Origin of the sequence: Streptomyces sp. NPDC058534 (assembly GCF_042717365.1) — a bacterium.
In the GTDB taxonomy this organism is placed as follows: domain Bacteria; phylum Actinomycetota; class Actinomycetes; order Streptomycetales; family Streptomycetaceae; genus Streptomyces.
In genome coordinates this window covers 24,157-39,964 of record NZ_JBHXNW010000058.1, presented here as the reverse complement: position 1 = coordinate 39,964, position 15,808 = coordinate 24,157, and the positions used below count along the sequence as shown (strand labels likewise).

Sequence of the window (15,808 nt, the reverse complement as noted above, 5' to 3'; positions counted from 1 at the left end):
CGGCAGACCCGCACGGGGTCCCCCGGCGGCGTGGAGGGGGAGGGGCCCCCCCCACGACAACCCCTGCTCCCCCCAGCCCGGGAGCGGCCGGTAGGGGCGCCGCGCGCGCGCCGGCCCCCCCCCCGGGCGGGCCGTCCCTTTGCGTGGGGCGTGGTCTCAGCCCCGCCGCGACGGCGCGCTGCGCTGCGAATCGGAGTTGTCCAGCGCGGTCGCGGCGTCCTTCACCCCGGTGAACAACGGGTTGTCCTGCCCGATGGCGACCATCTCCGTCGGCAGCTTCTGGTCGAGGACCGTCGCGCTCTGCACCGGAACCATCCTGTCGCCGGAGATCGGCAGCGCACCACCGGCACTGTCGGCGAACGCGGGCGCGGCGGCGCCGGCGGCGATCAAAGACCCGACGAGGACGGTGGCGACCTTCAAGGACTTCATCGTGTTCCTTTCCTCGGCAACGCAGTTTGCCGGAAGGGGAGTCTGTCGCCGTGTCCAACGATCCCCGTCCGGAGCGGAAACCGGAGTACCGAAGATTGACGAGTCCTCATATGAGATCTCCGAACGACCGGGCCGGGAGCGGGACGAGCGCTCAATGAGGTCGTGCGACGCTCACGGGACCTGCAGCTGGAGCGGCGTCAGCGGCGCGACCGCGGGGAGGGTGACGACCGGGGGCACAGGTGCCGGCGTCGACGGCACCGTGCTGGGCAGGGCCGGCAGGAGGGACACCTGCGGGTCGCTGCCGGTCAGCGCGTCGACGAGTTCGTCCACCTCGGCCAGCAGCTCGTCGAGCGACGAGGACACCTGGTCGGCGGTGTTCTCGTCCGCGGAGAGGAGCAGGTCGAGGAGGGCGTCGACGGCGTCCTGGACGTCGGCCAGCTCCTCGTCCGTGAGGTCGGCCTCGGTGACGACTAGCGAGGAGTCCGTCTCCAGGTCCGGGTCCAGGTCCAGACCCAGATCCAGATCCAGATCCAGGTCCAGATCCAGGTCCAGGTCCGGGTCCGCGTCCGGCTCCGGCTCCGGCTCCGGCGTGGTGGCCGGCGTCCCCCCGGCCGCGTTCTCCGCCTTCTTCAGGGCGTCCTTCGCGGCCTTGCCCAGCTTCTCGGCCTCGGTCCGGGGCAACTGGCCGTCGTCCGCGTTGATCACGGCGGTCAGCAGGTCGGCGACGGGGGTGAGTTCGGTCCCGCGGGCGTCGATGTTCCGGACCTGCACGAGAAGCGCGTCCACGTCGGCGCGCGGAGCGTGGCGCGCAACCGCACGGCCGCGCTCGGGGCCCGGGCCGGCCGCCACGGCCGCGGAGGCGGTGATCCCGGCAAGGAAGGCGGCACACAGCGCGCCGGATGTGATGCGCCGCGCAGACAGAGCAGGCATGGAGGTTCCTTTCGGTGGAGCTCGGAGCGTGAGCCCACCGTGAACGCGGCTGTGGAGCCCCGCAACCGGGCGGGCGTCGTCAGCGGTCCCGCCCTTCACCCTGCTGCCTCAACGCGCCTGATCACGCACGTCGCCAGGCCACCCGCGCGCCCGTCCCCGTTCGGCGGAACACGACGGCCGCGCCGGGCCGGCGTTCGTGCAGGTTGACCGGCCGAAGAGCCCTTCACGATTTCAACACACAAAGCAATATGTACCGAATTCAGGGAATTAGCCCCCTTGATGGCTAAAGTTACGAACCGCTTGGCACACCTCTACAGGCGGATGCAACGTGCTCGTACCGCTGCCCGCCATCACCTCCAGTTCCGAAAGGGCACCGACGGCCATGCGTCATTCCCTGGGTCGGCGGCTTCGCCGTGCGACGGTGGGCGTACTCGCCCTCACCACACTGTGGGCAGCCGCCGGCTCCCCCGCCGCGTCGACTGCGGCGCCCCCCACACCTGAGGCAGCCGGCCTCGCGTTCGCCCAGCGCTACACCGTGCTCCAGCACGGTGGCATCGTGCGCGCGGCCAACACGGCCATCACCTGCCGCGCGACCCGGACATCCTGCCCGGGCGTACAGTCGGGCGGCGCCGGAGTGAACGGCGACTTCGACATGTTCTACGTCGACGTCGACCGCGACCCGAACACCTACAACTCCTCCCGCGCGGAGGTCCGCCTGCCCGCCGGCTCCCGGGTGACGTACGCGCGCCTGTACTGGGGCGGCAACCTGCGTGTGGGCGAGCAGAAGCCCCTGGACGACAACGGACGGGTGCTGATCGCCGAGCCCGGCGGGGCGTACAAGGAACTCCTCGCGGACACGGTCGTCGGACACCGCGTGACCGACAGCGCGGACGCCTTCCAGGCCTCGGCGGACGTGACGGCGCTGGTGCGGGACAGCGGGCCTGGCCTCTACACCGTGGCGCAGGTCAACGTGGCCATGGGCAGGTCGGCGGCCGGGGCATGGGGCGGCTGGACGTTGGTGGTGGCGTACGAGAACCCGGCGGAACCGCTGCGGCACCTCGCGCTCTGGGACGGCTTCGCACCGCTGCGGTCCGGCGCGGCGGAACTCCGGCTGCGCGGGGCGCGCTTCCCCGCGGGCGCGGGGGGCCGCGTGGGCATGGTGGCGTACGACGGCGACCGCGGGACCACCGGCGACTCACTCACTGTGACGACCGGGTCCGGCTCCCGTCCGCTCACCGGTCCCGCCAACCCCGCGGGCGACATCCTGAATTCCACCATCACCGGTCCCGGGGAGGCCTCCCCGACCCGGGTGCCGGCGTACGCCAACACCCTCGGCTACGACTCCGACGTGTTCGACATCGGCGGCGGACTGCCGAAATCCGGTGACGAAGCGGTCCTCCAGCTCGCCTCCGGTCGCGGGGCGGCGTGGGCGGGCGTGCTCTTCGCCGCGGTCGACGCCCGACCGTGAACGCGTCGGACTCCGTCCCCAGCGCCTTCCTGAGCGAGGAAACCGTGTCCGTTCTCGCGCCGCCCTCCGGCCGTCGGCCTCGGGTCCTGCACATCACCCAGCCGGTGGTCGGCGGGGTCGCGCACGTGGTGACGGACCTGGTCCGGGAACAACTCGCCCATGGCCTGGACGTCACCGCGGTCTGCCCCGACAGCGCGCTCACCGTCCGGCTGCGAGCACTCGGCGCGCGGGTACGCGGCTGGCAGTCGACACGGTCGCCGGGTCCGTCGCTCGTACGGGAGGTACGGCAGCTCGCACGGCTGATCGACGAAGTGCGCCCCGATCTGGTGCACGCGCACAGCGCGAAGGCCGGACTCGCCGGGCGGCTCGCGGTGCGCGGGCGGATTCCGACGGTCTTCCAGCCACACGCCTGGTCGTTCGAGGCGGTCGGCGGGGGCACCGCCGCCCTCGCGCTCAGGTGGGAGCGATGGGGGGCCCGTTGGGCCACGCGGGTGCTGTGCGTGAGCGAGGCCGAACGTGCGACCGGCGTGGACGCCGGGATCGCCGGCACGTGGGCCGTCGTCCCCAACGGCGTCGATCCCCAGCACTACCACCCGGCCGCCGTCGCCACCGTACGGGCCGGTCTCGCACCGCTCGCCGGTGTCCACCCGGCGGCGCCGCTCGCGGTCTGTGTGGGACGGCTTTGCCGGCAGAAGGGGCAGGACGTTCTGCTGCGCGCGTGGGAGGCCGTCCTGCACAGGGTGCCCGACGCCCGCCTGGTCCTCGTCGGCGACGGGCCGGACCGCGACCGGCTGAGGGAGGACGCCCCCGAGTCCGTGCTGTTCGTGGGAGCCGTCACCGACGCCACACTCTGGTACCAGGCCGCCGATCTCGTCGTCCTGCCGTCCCGCTGGGAGGGCATGGCGCTGGCCCCGCTGGAGGCGATGGCCTGCGGACGGCCGGTGGTGGTCACGGACGTCGACGGTGCTCGCGAGAGCCTGCCCCCGTCTCTCACCTCCCTCTGCCTGGTCAGGCCGGAGGACCCGGCGGAACTGGCCCAGACCGTCGCCGAACTGTTGCTCGACCCGCTGCTGCGCGAGTTCCTGGGCAAAAGGGGCCGCCGGCACGTGCTGTCCCGCCACGACGTACGGCACACCGCCGAGGCGGTCGCGGACGTCTACCACGATCTGCTCGGCACGTGGCCCGCCACGCCGCCGGCGCCCCCGTCCCCAACGGTCGAGCGCGCCACGCTCCCCGGCGCCGAGCACGGCGGGCCGTTCCACGCGGGCTGCGCCCCAGAGGCGAACCGGACCACACAGCACGTCGAGCCCACCGAGCAGAGGGAGTCCCTTCAGCCGTGACTGCCGAACGAACCGTGCCCTCCCCCGGCGTAAGCCCACGGGACCACGGATTCCCACCCGTTTCCGTCATGCCGCAGTCCGGCACCACCGCCGGCTACAAGGTCCGCGCCCCGCGGCCCCGCGCCCGGACGACTTCACCGCTCGCGCTGATCGTCGCGGACGGCGCCGCCGCCCTGCTGGGCGCGTCGGCGCTCACCGCCGTCCAGCGCCACCCGCTGCTCATCGCTCTGCTGGTCGTGGCATCGCTGCTGCTGCGTCCGCGCGGCAGCCGGCCGCCGAGACCGGGGCTGCTGGAGGAACTGCCCGCCGTGTGTGGCCGCGTCGCCGTCGCCTGGCCGGCGTCCGCCGCGCTCTGGGCCGCGTACCGGCCCGAGCACGCGCTGTCCGCCGGCACCGTGCTGACGGGCTTCGCCCTGCAGGCGGCGGCAGCCTGTGCGCTGCGCGCGGTCGCGCACGGACGAGGACGTGCCGCCCTGCTGCGCCATCCGCACGTCGCGCTCGTCGTCGGCCCGGCCGGGACCGCGCAGCGTGTCACCGCCGCCCTGCTGCGCCATCCGTCATGCGGCGTGCGGCCGGTGGGGATCGTCACCGGGCAGCCTGACGGCACCGAGGGAGTCCCGGTGCTGCGGACCGGCGAGGAGGTCGAACGGGCGGTCATCCAGAACGGGGTACGGGCCGTGCTGACCGTCCACCCGTCGGTACGCGCCGAACAGGGCCCGCTGCTGCGCGCACTGGCCGAGTCGGGCTGCGCCGTCTGGGAGGTCGACGCCGACTCCCCGTCGTACGCCGCGAAGGAACGCCTGGCCGGGTTCCCCTGCCACCGTCTGGACCTCTCCCCACAACGGCCTGGCGGCACGGGCAAGCGGATGCTCGACATCCTCGTGTCGGGGACCCTCCTGGTGATGGTCAGCCCGCTGCTGCTCGCGTGTGCGACAGCACTGCGACTCGTGGACGGTCCGGGCGTGGTGTTCCGGCAGGAGCGCATCGGCAGGGACGGGAAACCGTTCACCCTGCTGAAGTTCCGTACCTACCGGCCGGCCGACCACCACGAGTCGGCGACCCGGTGGAGCGTCGCCGACGAGAACGAGATGCGCTGGTTCTGCCGCATGTTGCGCCGCACCTCGCTCGACGAGCTGCTCCAGCTGTGGAACGTGCTCCGGGGCGACATGAGTCTGGTCGGACCGCGACCCGAACGCCCCTACTTCGTGACGCAGTTCAGTCATACCCATCCCGGCTACGGGGCTCGTCACCGGATGCGGACCGGCATCACCGGCCTCGCCCAGATCCACGGGCTGCGCGGCGACACCTCGATCGAGGACCGATGCCGGTTCGACAACGCCTACATCGACGACTGGTCGCTGTGGCAGGACATCTGCATCCTGGCGCGCACCGCGGCCATGCTGGTCCGTCCGACGGGGAGCTGACAGACGTGAGCCACGCCCCCGCCCACGCACTGCTCCCGCGCCGGGCCGCCGCGCTGGTGCCGGTCCTGCCCATGGTGGCGGTGGTCGCCCTGCTGGGCCTGCCCCCCGCGGGCGACGGTGCGGGGCTCGCCGACGTCGTCTCCGGGCTGGTGGTGGCGTACTGCGTGATCCGGCTGCTGCGTGAGCGGCGGCGCCCGCTGTCGACCGCCGCCGCCCTGGTACTGGGCCTGCCGGTGGTGGGGATCGCGTTCGCCGCGCTGGGGGCGTCCGGGCCGACGGCCGGGCTCGCCGGCATGGGCCGCTATCTGCAGGTCTTCGTCCTCGTCCCGGCGGCCGTGCTGATGCTGGTCCGCCACCGGGCCGACTTCCGGGTGCTGGCCTGGTCGTTCGTGGGGCTCGCACTGTGGCAGGGCGCCATCGGCCTGCACCAGTACGCCACCCGAACCGGCGCCTCCTACCAGGGCGAGGACATCCGTGCGGTCGGCACCTTCGGGGCGCACGACGTGATGGGCATGGCGTCGGTGGTCTCCCTCGGGGTGGTGTGCGCGGTCGGGATCGCGCTGGGCCGGACACCGGTGTGGCAGCGGGCGACCGCCGCGGGCTGCGCCCTGGCGCTGCTGGCGCCACTCGCGGTCTCCTTCAGCCGGGGCGCCTGGATCGCGACCGCCCTGACGTGTGCGGTGCAACTGGCGCTGGCCGGGCTGCGGCGCGCGCTGAAGGCGGCCGCCGCCGTGGGCGCCGCGGGAGTGATCCTCATGGGCGGGTTCGGAGTGGGCACGACGCAGCTTCAGGAGCGGATCGACAGCATCGCGCAGGTCACCGACTCCCCCGACCAGTCCGTCACCGACCGGTACACCTTGTGGGCGTCGGCCACCGGCATGTGGCGCGAACACCCGCTGACCGGCGTGGGCCTGAAGGGCTTTCCCGCGTACCGTGACAAACACGCCACGCTGGCCCTGTCGTCGGGCAGTGACATCGAGGGCACCGGAGTGGAGTTCCAGCGGCAGGCGCTGCTGTCACCGCACAGCATGTACCTGCTGGTGCTGAGTGAGCAGGGCCTGATCGGACTGCTCACGCTCGCCGGAAGCTGGCTGGCGCTGCTGGTGTGCGCGGTGCGGAGACTGCTGCGTGTCCGCCGCCGCGGACCGGGTCTCGACTGCGCGCTCGTCGCCTGCGGGCTGCTGGTCTGGCTGCTGACCGACTTCGTGTACGGCGACATCGGCGGCCCCTCGACCGTACTGACCGCCATGGGCCTGGGGCTCGCGGCGTGGTGGGCGCTGGCCGGCCGCGGGCGGCGGGGCGTCGTACCCCGCCGCGGGGTACCGGAGCGCGTCGAGGAGGCAGCGGCGCGATGACCATGGTGCCTGCTCAGACCCCGGGCCCCGGGACCGACGCGGAGTCGGCCCTGCCCGCTGCGCGTGGGGCCACGTCGGCCGGTGCCCTCCCCGAGCCGGCTCCGGCGCCCGCCGCGGTCTCGGGCTCGGTCTCCGGGAAGTTCCTCGCCCGGGCCGCCCTCGTCACGGCGTCGCTGTCCATCGCGGGCTCGCTGCTCGGTCTGGTGCGTGACCGGTCACTGGCACAGCTGTTCGGCGCCGGGAGCGACACGGACGCCTTCCTCGTCGCGTGGACCGTGCCGGAGCTGGCCGCCACGCTGCTGATCGAGGACGGGCTGGCGCTGGTGCTGATCCCGGCGTTCAGCCTGGCACTGGCCCGCCGCGCGCGGGGCGTCGCGGGCGACCCGGTCCGGGCCCTGGTCGCCGCCACCCTGCCCCGTCTCTGTCTCGCCTTCGCCGCGGTGGCCGTACTGGTCGCCGGTACGGCTCCCTACCTGGTCCAGGCCTTGGCGCCCGGCCTGGCCGATCCCGGTCTCGCCGTCGACTGCACCCGGCTCACGGCGATCAGTCTGCTGGCCTTCGGGGTGGCCGGGTACTGCAGTGCCGCTCTGCGGGCGCACCGCCGCTTCTTCACCCCCGCGGCGATCTACGTCGCCTACAACACGGGCATCATCGCGGCGATGTTCCTGCTCGGTGGCCGGTGGGGCGTGCGTTCGGCCGCTGTCGGGGTCGCCGTGGGCGGCTGTCTCATGGTGGCGGTGCAAGTGCCGTCGCTGTGGCGGCAACTGACCTCACGCGTCCCCGCCCCCGTCGAGCCCGGCTTCGGGATCGACTCCGGACAGCGCTCGATGCGTCCCGCCCTGATCGCCGCCGTGCTGCTGTTCGCCCTGTGCCGGCAGTCCCAGATCCTCGTCGAGCGCTTCCTGGCGTCCTCCCTGCCCGCCGGGGCCATCTCGCACCTGAACTACGCGCAGAAGGTGGCCCAGATCCCGATGACGCTGTCGCTGATGGTGTGCACCGTCACCTTCCCCGTGGTGGCGCGGGCGCTCGCGGACGGGGACACCGAGCGTGCCCGCGCCCGGGTGGAGCGGGACCTGGTGCTGGCCTCCTGTGTGGTGCTGCTGGGCATGTGCGCGGTGATCGCCTGTGCCCCGCAGATGATCGAACTGCTTTTTCAGCGGGGCGCCTTCACCACGTATGACACGGTGGCGACGACTCAGGTCATGCGCGTGTACGCGCTCGGGCTGCTGAGCCAGACCCTGGTGGGCGCCCTGATCCGCTCGTACTTCTCGGCCGGCCGGCCCAGCTGGTACCCGCTCGGCGTGATGGCCGTGGGCGTCGCCGTGACGACCTTGGCCGGTGCGGTGGCCGTACGCCCCTGGGGTGCGGCGGGGATCGCCACCGCCAACGCCCTGGGCATCACCGTCACGGCGGCCCTGCTGCTCACCGGCCTGCGAACGACCCGGCAGGGCAGCCCGCACAGTGTCTCGATCCACGTCCGGCAGGTCCTGGCCAAGCTGAGTACGCCCGTGCTCGCCGCCGTCGCCGCCACCGTGGCCGGGGCGTTCGTCGCGAGCCGGATTCCGTCTCCGGTGGGCGCACTTGCCGCCGGTTGCCTGACCGTGGCCACCGTCTTCCTCCCGCTCACCTGGGCCGCCCTCGGCGCCCCGGTCCTCCCGTCCAACCTGCGCTCCCTACGCGCCGTCACACGAAGGCTCACCCATGGCCGCTCCCGTTGAATCCGCAAAGTCCCGCGGGCTCCCCACCCCACGCCCCGGCCCGCTGCCGTGGGTGGCGATGTACCACTCGGTGGGCGACTGCTCGTTCGATCCGTACCGCATCACGGTCACGCCCGAGCGGCTCGGCATGCAGCTGGCCTGGCTGCACCGACGCGGGCTGCGCGGTGTGTCCGTGGCCGACCTGCTCGCCGCCCGCGCCCGGGGGGAGGCCCGGGACCTGGTCGGGCTCACCTTCGACGACGGGTACGCCGACTTCGTCACCGAGGCCCTGCCACTGCTGCGCCGTTGGAACTGCGGCGCCACTCTCTTCGTACTGCCCGGCCGGCTCGGCGGCGACAACGCCTGGGACCCGCTCGGCCCCCGCAAGCGGCTGCTGCGCGCGGAGGGCATCCGGGAGGCGGCAGCCGAGGGCATGGAGATCGGCTCACACGGGTTGACGCACGTCGACCTCACCCGGGCGGACGACGTCGCTCTCCAGGCCGAGGTCGCCGAAAGCCGCGCGATGCTGGCGGAGTTGACGGGTGCGCGGGTCGACGGATTCTGCTACCCGTACGGCACCGTCGACGCCCGCGCCGCCGAGGCCGTGCGGAAGGCGGGGTACGCCTACGCCTGCGCCATCGACCCCGGCCCGCTGACCGGCCCGCACGCGCTGCCCCGCGTCCACGTCGGCCAGAACGACACGGCCTGGCGGCTGTACCTCAAGCACCGTCTCCACCGGTTGCGCCGGCGCCCGGTGGAGGGCGTGTGAGATGAGGACCCTGCACATCATCACCGGCCTCGGGGTCGGCGGGGCGGAGCAGCAACTGCGCCTGATGCTGCGTCACCTGCCCGTCGAATGCGACGTCGTCACGCTCACCAACCCCGGTGCGGTCGCCGAGGGCCTCACCGCGGACGGTGTGCGCGTCGTCCATCTCGGCATGGGCGGCAACCGCGACCTGACCGCGCTGCCCCGGCTGGTCCGGGTCATCCGCGCCGGAGGCTACGACCTGGTGCACACGCACCTGTACCGGGCCTGCGTCTACGGCCGGCTCGCCGCCCGCGTCGCCGGGGTCCGGGCGGTCGTCGCGACCGAGCACTCCCTGGGTGAGTCGCAGATGGAGGGCCGCAGCCTGACGGCGGGGGTGCGCGGGCTGTACCTCGCCAGCGAGCGGCTGGGCTCCGCCACGGTCGCCGTCTCCTCAGCCGTGGCCGACCGCCTCAAGCGCTGGGGCGTGCCCGCGCCCCGTATCGAGGTCGTCCCGAACGGCATCGAGCTGGACCGCTTCCGTTTCGCTCCGGAACGACGGGCGCTCTCCCGTCGACGTCTCGGGCTGCCGGAGGGGGCTTTCGTCATCGGCGGCATCGGCCGGCTCACCCGGGGGAAGCGGTTCGACGTCCTCGTCCACGCGCTCACCCGGCTCCCGGACGACCACTGGCTGCTGCTGGTGGGCGGCGGACCCGAGGAGCACGTCCTGCGCCGGACGGCTCACCGGGCCGGCGTGGCCGACCGCGTCCTGTTCGCCGGCGAACGCCCCTACGTCCCCGACGGCTCCCCCGGCCCCGATCTGCCCTCGCTGGCCTCGGCCATGGACGTGTTCGCGTCCCCGTCCGCCGAAGAGGCCTTCGGTCTGGCCGCCGTGGAGGCGCTGGCGTCGGGACTGCCGGTGCTCTACGCCGCCTGCCCGGCGATCGACGACCTGCCGCCCTCGGCGACCGCCGGCACCCGGCGCGTGTGCGGCGGCCCCGAGGCGTATGCCCGGGCGATCACCGAGGTGCGCGCTGCGGCCCTTCGGCCCCGCACGGCCCCGGAAGCCGCACACCGCTACAGCATCACCCGCAGCACAGCCCGCCTCATGGACGTCTACACGGCAGCCGTCTCCCGCTCGCCGTCCTCCTCCTCACGCCTCGGAGCAAGCCCGTCATGACCGACACGCCACTCCATCCGCGCCGCCTGTCGCCCGCTCTGCTCAGAAGGCTGCCGTCCTGGTCCGCGCTCGCGGTCGGCACCCTGCTCGGCGCCCTCCTGGGCGGCGCGTACGGCATGCTCACACCCGCGACATACACGGCCACCAGCTATGTCGTCGCCGTACCCACCGACAAGTCCACCCCGGAGGCCGCCCGCGGCTTCGCGCAGGCGTACGGCCGGGTGGCCCAGCAGCTCGCGGTGCTCGGGGACGCACAGGTGTGGGCGGGCGTACCGGCGCGGACACTCCAGGACCGGGTGCGTACGGCGACCTCGCCGGACGCGCCGATGCTCGCGGTGTCGGCCACCTCCTCGCGGCCCGCCCTCGCAGTCGACATGGCCAACGCGGTCTCCCGCGCGCTGACCCAGCACGCGGACCACACCAAGGGCAGCACCCAGGTCCGGCTCGTGCAGTTCTCCCGTGCGATCAGGCCGAGCGAGCCGACGTCCGCGACATCGGCGGTGACCACACTGGTGGGGACGAGCGCGGGCGGGCTGCTGGGCGGGCTGGCCCTGCTGGCACGGCCAAGGCGGACCGGCCGTGACGAGGCCCCCGGTCCTGCCCCCTCGGTGCCCGGCCCGGCCACCGCCGCCGACGCGTCCGGACAGCGGTGACCACGGTGAGCTGGGCCGAACCCGTCGTCGACGAGAACGCCGCGCTACCACCAGTCGACGCGGAGGCAGAGCTTCCCTCCGAGCCAGTGCTCCACCCAGCTGCCGAGGTCCAGCGGCGTGCAGTTCTCCGGGGGTACGGGCGCGGTCGGCGTGGGCGTGGGCGTGGCTTCGGGCGTGGGTACGGGGGTCGTCCCGTCGGTGCGGCCGGAGAGAGCGGACCGGTAGACACGCGACGAGACCGGATTGTCGGCGCACTGCCACACACCGTGCGGGCAGTAGTCCGTCAGCGTGTTGTAGAGCGGTTTGTGCTCGTCGATCCAGGCGAGCATGCGCCGCATGTACTCGGGATTGTCACCGTTTCGGAAGAGCCCCCACTCGGGGTAGGAAATGGGTTTGCCGTGGGCCTTGGCGAAATCCACCTGCGCCTGGAGCCCGTAGGGCTCGTTCACCTGCCGGTCGAACGACACCCCGGCCGGCTGGTCGTAGGAATCCATGCCGATGATGTCGACCACGTCGTCCCCCGGGTAGCACTGCGTCCAGGGGACGGCGTCCCGGCCGCGGCTCGGCGTGAAATCGAACCGGAACTTCTGGCCCGGCACCGCACGCATGGTGGTGACGATCCTGCGCCAGTACTTCTTCCAGGACTCCGGGTCCGGTCCGCACCGGTGGGTGTACGTGGTGCCGTTCATCTCCCAGCCGGGCACGAGGACCGTGTCCGGGACCTTCAGCCTGACCAGCCGCTCGGCCAGGGCACGGAAGTGGTGGTCGAACTCCCCGGCCGCGCCACGCCGCAGCAGTTGGCGGACCTCGTCGTCGGGGACGCCCTCCTCGTTGCGCTCCTGCATGGGCACATTGAGGACGAGCATCCGGTCGTCCTTCTCGTTGCGCCAGTCCGCCCACGCCTCCAGGAACTGGATGTCGCCCTCGATGTCGCTCCAGTGGTTGCCGGGCAGGTAGGTGTGGCCCACGCGAAGCTCGGCACCTCCCAGCCAGTGGCTGAGCCGTTCCATGCGGGTGACACCACGGGCGTCGGACTTGAGGAAGGCGCCGAAGGCCGGAACCTCGCTTCCCGGCGCCGGCGTTTTGGCCGGGGGCGTCGTCGACGGCACGGGGGCGATCGGGCGCGGGTCGGCGGTGGATGCCGCCGGGTCCGGTGCCGGAGCGCGCGGACCGGTGACGCGCACCGCCTCCGCCCCCGAAGCGTGACCGGCCGCCAGTGCGGCCGAAACGACGACCGCTGCCGCGCCCACGGCCATCCTGCGCAAAGGGGTCCGTCTGTGCTCTGGGGCCATTTCTGCTCCTTCCCTAGCTCTCGTCCGCCTTCTGCCCCTGTTCTCGATATTGACGAACAGTCATATGAAGTCACGCACGGGAGATCCCACGCCGCCACTCCCCTTGGCGCTTTCGAGTGCCGCGCACGCCCGTGTGGGTGAGGCGATACGAAAGAAAGAGAGAGTCCGTGTCACCGCTCGACACCCGTGTCCCCGCCGTACTGCTGCGGATCGACGTGAATCCCTTCCACCACGGAACGCTGGGCGCCGTGCGTTCGCTCGGCAGGGCGGGAGTGGAGGTGCACGTCGTCGCCGACTCCGCGGACAGTCCTGTCCACAGGTCGCGTTACGTACGTCGGATGCATGCCCCACCGCCCCCGGGCTCGTCCGCGGATGAGATCCTCGCCGTGCTGCGCCGGGTGGCCTGCCAACTCGCCGCTCCCGCCGTCCTGGTCCCGATGGACGACGCGAGCGCCATCGCCGTGGGCCGCGTGCGGGCCGATCTCGCACCCTCCTACCTGCTGCCGGAGATGCCTGACACGCTGGCCGCCCGCGTCGCCGACAAGGCGGAGCTGGCCGCGGTGTGCGCGTCGGCGGATGTTCCGCATCCGCCGACCCTGATCCCGGACAGCCCGGAGCGGGCCGCCGCCGACGCACGGCGGCTGGGGCTGCCGGTGGTGGCGAAGTGGAGCCGGCCCTGGCTGTTGCCGACCGGCAGCGGGCTGCGCAGCACGCTCCTGGTGCGGTCGGCGCAGCGGGCCCGGGAGCTGTACCTGCGCAGCGAGGAGGCGGGCAGCCGGCTGCTGCTGCAGGCGTACCTGCCGCCGGGTCCTGACCGGGACTGGTTCTTCCACGGCTATGCCGACCGCTCGGGCACCGTGCGCGCGGGCGGACCGGGGCGCAAGCAACTGGCCTGGCCGCGTGGCGCGGGGCTGACCGCGGTGGGCTGCTGGACACCCAACCCGGGCGTGCGGGCGCTGGCTGAGCGGCTCACCGGCGAGCTGGGCTACCGGGGCGTCTTCGACCTGGACTTCCGTCGCTGCGGCACGACGGACCGCTACCACCTGCTCGACTTCAACCCGCGCCCCGGCGCTCAGTTCCGGCTCTTCGCGGACAGCGCGGGACTGGACGTCGTACGCGCCCTGCACCTGGACCTGACGGGCCGTCCGTTCCCGGACGGGGCCCCGAGGGCCGGGCGGACGTTCGTGGTGGAGAACTACGCGCCGCTGGCCGCGCTGCGTCCGGCGCGGGCCGGACGCGAACTCGCCTGGTACGCCCGGGACGACCGCGGTCCCGGACGGGCCATGTGGGCCCTGTGGTGCCGTCATGTGTCAGGCCGGCTGCGGGAACGACTGGGCACGCCGCCTGCGGCGCGGACGTCACACCTGATTCCCGGGGCGGCCTCGGCCTCCCCGGCCGACAAAGAGAAAGCGAGCAGTTGATGATGTACGACCTTCTGGTGGTGGGCGCGGGTCCGTACGGTCTGTCGATCGCGGCCCACGCCGCGGACGCCGGGCTGAGCCTGCGCGTGTTCGGCCGGCCCATGGCGTCCTGGCGGGACCATATGCCCGGCGGCATGTTCCTGAAGTCGGAGCCGTGGGCGTCCAACCTCTCCGACCCGCAGGGGCGCTGGCGCCTGGACACCTACTGCGCGGAGCGGGGGCTGACGGCACGCCACGCGGAGCCGATCCCGGTGGAGGAGTTCGCGGCGTACGGCCTGTGGTTCGCGCGTCACGCCGTGCCGGCGGTGGACGAGCGCACGGTGACCCGGGTGGCGGCCGTCCCCGGCGGCTTCACGGTGGCCACCGAGGACGACGAGGTGGTGCACGCGCGGACGGTGGCCCTGGCGGTCGGTGTGATGCCGTTCATCGAGGTGCCGCCCACGTTGCGCGGACTGCATCCCTCACTGGTGACGCACAGCAGCCATCACAGTGACCTCGCTCCCTTCCGCGGCAAGGACGTGACGGTGATCGGCGGCGGCCAGGCGGCGCTGGAGACCGCTGCGCTCCTCGCCGAACAGGGCACCCGCGTGAGGGTACTGGCACGCGCGGAACGGCTGCGGTGGAACGACGTGCCGCCGCCCTGGGAGCGTCCCTGGTGGCAGTCGGTCCGTTCCCCGCACAGCGGCCTCGGTCCAGGCTGGCGGAACTGGTTCTACTCCGAGCGCCCCGGGCTCTTCAGGAGTCTGCCGCAGGCGACCCGGGCCCGCATCGCCGCCACGGCACTGGGACCGGCGGGTGCGTGGTGGGTGCGGGACCGCGTGGAGCGGGCGGTGGAGCTGCTGCCGGGGCACAGGGTCACCACGGCCTGTGCGGTGCCGGGCGGCCTACGGCTGGAAACGGTGAACCGCGAGGGCGTCCTGCGCACCCTGGAGACCGAACACGTCGTCGCCGCCACGGGGTTCCGGCCGCGCTGCAACCGGATGGGAATGCTCTCCACCGAGCTGTGCGGGACGCTGGCGGCCCTGCCCGACGGCTCTCCGGCGACGGGGCACGACTTCGAGTCCTCGCACCACGGCCTGTTCCTCGCGGGTCTGGTGACCGCCTCCGGCTTCGGCCCGGCCATGCGTTTCGTCCAGGGCGCGACGTTCACGGCGGAGACCCTCGTCCGGGGCGTACGTCGCCGGCTCAGGGCGACCCCGCCGCGCGGCACGGTCCCCGTTCCGGGGGCCGGCAGCCGAAGCGGGTCGCCCGCGCCGCTGAGCCGCTGACAGTCGCCTCGGCGACCGCGACGGCCCTCGCCGACGCCATGTCCCATACAGCAATACGGCCCCCGGACCGGCTCGGCCACGTCGTGCGGTGGCTCGGGTCGGTCCGGGGGCGTACCGGGCAGAGTGGTTCCGGGTGCCAGGCGCGTTCGCGTCCGGCACCCGGGAGCCGCTACCGCTGGGCGGCTCGGCCGCGGCGGTACAGCAGCGCCCCGCCCACCAGCAGTGCGACACCACCGGCCGAGGCCGCGAGCGTGCCCGCACTACCGGTCTCGGCCAGCTGGGGTGTCCTGCCGGGCTCCTCGTGGGCGACCGGAACCGGCTTCACGGTGCCGCGCGTGGGAGGAGCTGCCGGCGTGCTGGTGGACGGCGGCGTGGAGGTGGACGGCGGCGTGTAGGTCGACGGGGGCGTGTCGTCCTCGGGGCCGGATTCCGGGGCGTCGTGTCCGGGCTCGGGGGACCAGATCGTCGCGTTGTCGCAGGAGCCGCCGGTCGCGCGGTTGAGCACGCCGACCACGTCGCCGGTGTTGCCGCACACGTTCACGGGCACCGACACCGGCACCGACACGTTGTTCCCGGCCAGCAGACGGGAGGACTCCTCACTCGTTT

General features: G+C 73.1%; 14 protein-coding genes. 10 read left to right on the top strand and 4 right to left on the bottom strand.

Going from position 1 to position 15,808, the window contains the following annotated elements; genetic code table 11:
* Positions 1 to 156: 156 nt before the first annotated feature.
* Entirely contained in the window at positions 157 to 429 is a 273-nt protein-coding gene (locus ACFWR9_RS29670) for a hypothetical protein (protein ID WP_383847199.1), read from the bottom strand.
* A gap of 171 nt (positions 430 to 600) precedes the next feature.
* Positions 601 to 1,359 carry a hypothetical protein gene (locus tag ACFWR9_RS29665; RefSeq protein ID WP_383847197.1) on the bottom strand — a complete coding sequence of 253 codons (759 nt, stop codon included), beginning with the start codon at positions 1,357 to 1,359 and terminating at the stop codon, positions 601 to 603.
* 382 nt (positions 1,360 to 1,741) lie between these two features.
* Between ACFWR9_RS29665 and ACFWR9_RS29660 the strand changes: the two genes are divergently transcribed.
* From ACFWR9_RS29660 to ACFWR9_RS29625, 8 genes are all read left to right on the top strand, one after another.
* Positions 1,742 to 2,827, top strand: a complete 1,086-nt coding sequence (locus ACFWR9_RS29660) for a DUF3344 domain-containing protein (protein ID WP_383847195.1) — start codon at positions 1,742 to 1,744, stop codon at positions 2,825 to 2,827.
* 44 nt (positions 2,828 to 2,871) lie between these two features.
* Complete coding sequence (locus ACFWR9_RS29655) at positions 2,872 to 4,167, top strand: glycosyltransferase family 4 protein (RefSeq protein ID WP_383847193.1); 1,296 nt, start codon at positions 2,872 to 2,874, stop codon at positions 4,165 to 4,167.
* Complete coding sequence (locus tag ACFWR9_RS29650; protein ID WP_383847191.1) at positions 4,164 to 5,591, top strand: exopolysaccharide biosynthesis polyprenyl glycosylphosphotransferase; 1,428 nt, start codon at positions 4,164 to 4,166, stop codon at positions 5,589 to 5,591. The genes ACFWR9_RS29655 and ACFWR9_RS29650 overlap by 4 nt, the downstream gene beginning before the upstream one ends.
* A 71-nt stretch (positions 5,592 to 5,662) precedes the next feature.
* Complete coding sequence (locus ACFWR9_RS29645) at positions 5,663 to 6,946, top strand: O-antigen ligase family protein (RefSeq protein ID WP_383847227.1); 1,284 nt, start codon at positions 5,663 to 5,665, stop codon at positions 6,944 to 6,946.
* Complete coding sequence (locus ACFWR9_RS29640; RefSeq protein WP_383847189.1) at positions 6,943 to 8,664, top strand: lipid II flippase MurJ; 1,722 nt, start codon at positions 6,943 to 6,945, stop codon at positions 8,662 to 8,664. The genes ACFWR9_RS29645 and ACFWR9_RS29640 overlap by 4 nt, the downstream gene beginning before the upstream one ends.
* Positions 8,648 to 9,412: a polysaccharide deacetylase family protein gene (locus tag ACFWR9_RS29635; RefSeq protein ID WP_383847187.1), complete on the top strand. Its 765-nt coding sequence runs from the start codon at positions 8,648 to 8,650 to the stop codon at positions 9,410 to 9,412. Before ACFWR9_RS29640 ends, ACFWR9_RS29635 begins: the two co-directional genes overlap by 17 nt.
* A gap of 1 nt (position 9,413) precedes the next feature.
* Entirely contained in the window at positions 9,414 to 10,568 is a 1,155-nt protein-coding gene (locus ACFWR9_RS29630; protein ID WP_383847185.1) for a glycosyltransferase, read from the top strand.
* Positions 10,565 to 11,221: a lipopolysaccharide biosynthesis protein gene (locus ACFWR9_RS29625; protein WP_383847183.1), complete on the top strand. Its 657-nt coding sequence runs from the start codon at positions 10,565 to 10,567 to the stop codon at positions 11,219 to 11,221. The genes ACFWR9_RS29630 and ACFWR9_RS29625 overlap by 4 nt, the downstream gene beginning before the upstream one ends.
* A 44-nt stretch (positions 11,222 to 11,265) precedes the next feature.
* Here the strand turns inward: ACFWR9_RS29625 and ACFWR9_RS29620 are convergent, their stop codons facing one another.
* Entirely contained in the window at positions 11,266 to 12,513 is a 1,248-nt protein-coding gene (locus tag ACFWR9_RS29620; protein WP_383847181.1) for a glycoside hydrolase family 26 protein, read from the bottom strand.
* Positions 12,514 to 12,680: 167 nt separating this feature from the next.
* Here ACFWR9_RS29620 and ACFWR9_RS29615 point away from each other — a divergent pair, with 167 nt between their 5' ends.
* The gene (locus tag ACFWR9_RS29615; RefSeq protein ID WP_383847179.1) at positions 12,681 to 13,934 is read left to right on the top strand and encodes an ATP-grasp domain-containing protein; all 1,254 of its coding nucleotides are present in this window, start codon (positions 12,681 to 12,683) and stop codon (positions 13,932 to 13,934) included.
* A 2-nt stretch (positions 13,935 to 13,936) separates the two neighbouring features.
* The gene (locus ACFWR9_RS29610) at positions 13,937 to 15,202 is read left to right on the top strand and encodes an NAD(P)-binding domain-containing protein (RefSeq protein ID WP_383847225.1); all 1,266 of its coding nucleotides are present in this window, start codon (positions 13,937 to 13,939) and stop codon (positions 15,200 to 15,202) included.
* A gap of 169 nt (positions 15,203 to 15,371) precedes the next feature.
* Here ACFWR9_RS29610 and ACFWR9_RS29605 read toward each other — a convergent pair.
* Positions 15,372 to 15,808 (bottom strand): LPXTG cell wall anchor domain-containing protein (locus tag ACFWR9_RS29605; RefSeq protein ID WP_383847177.1); only part of this gene is annotated, 437 nt, incomplete at its 5' end.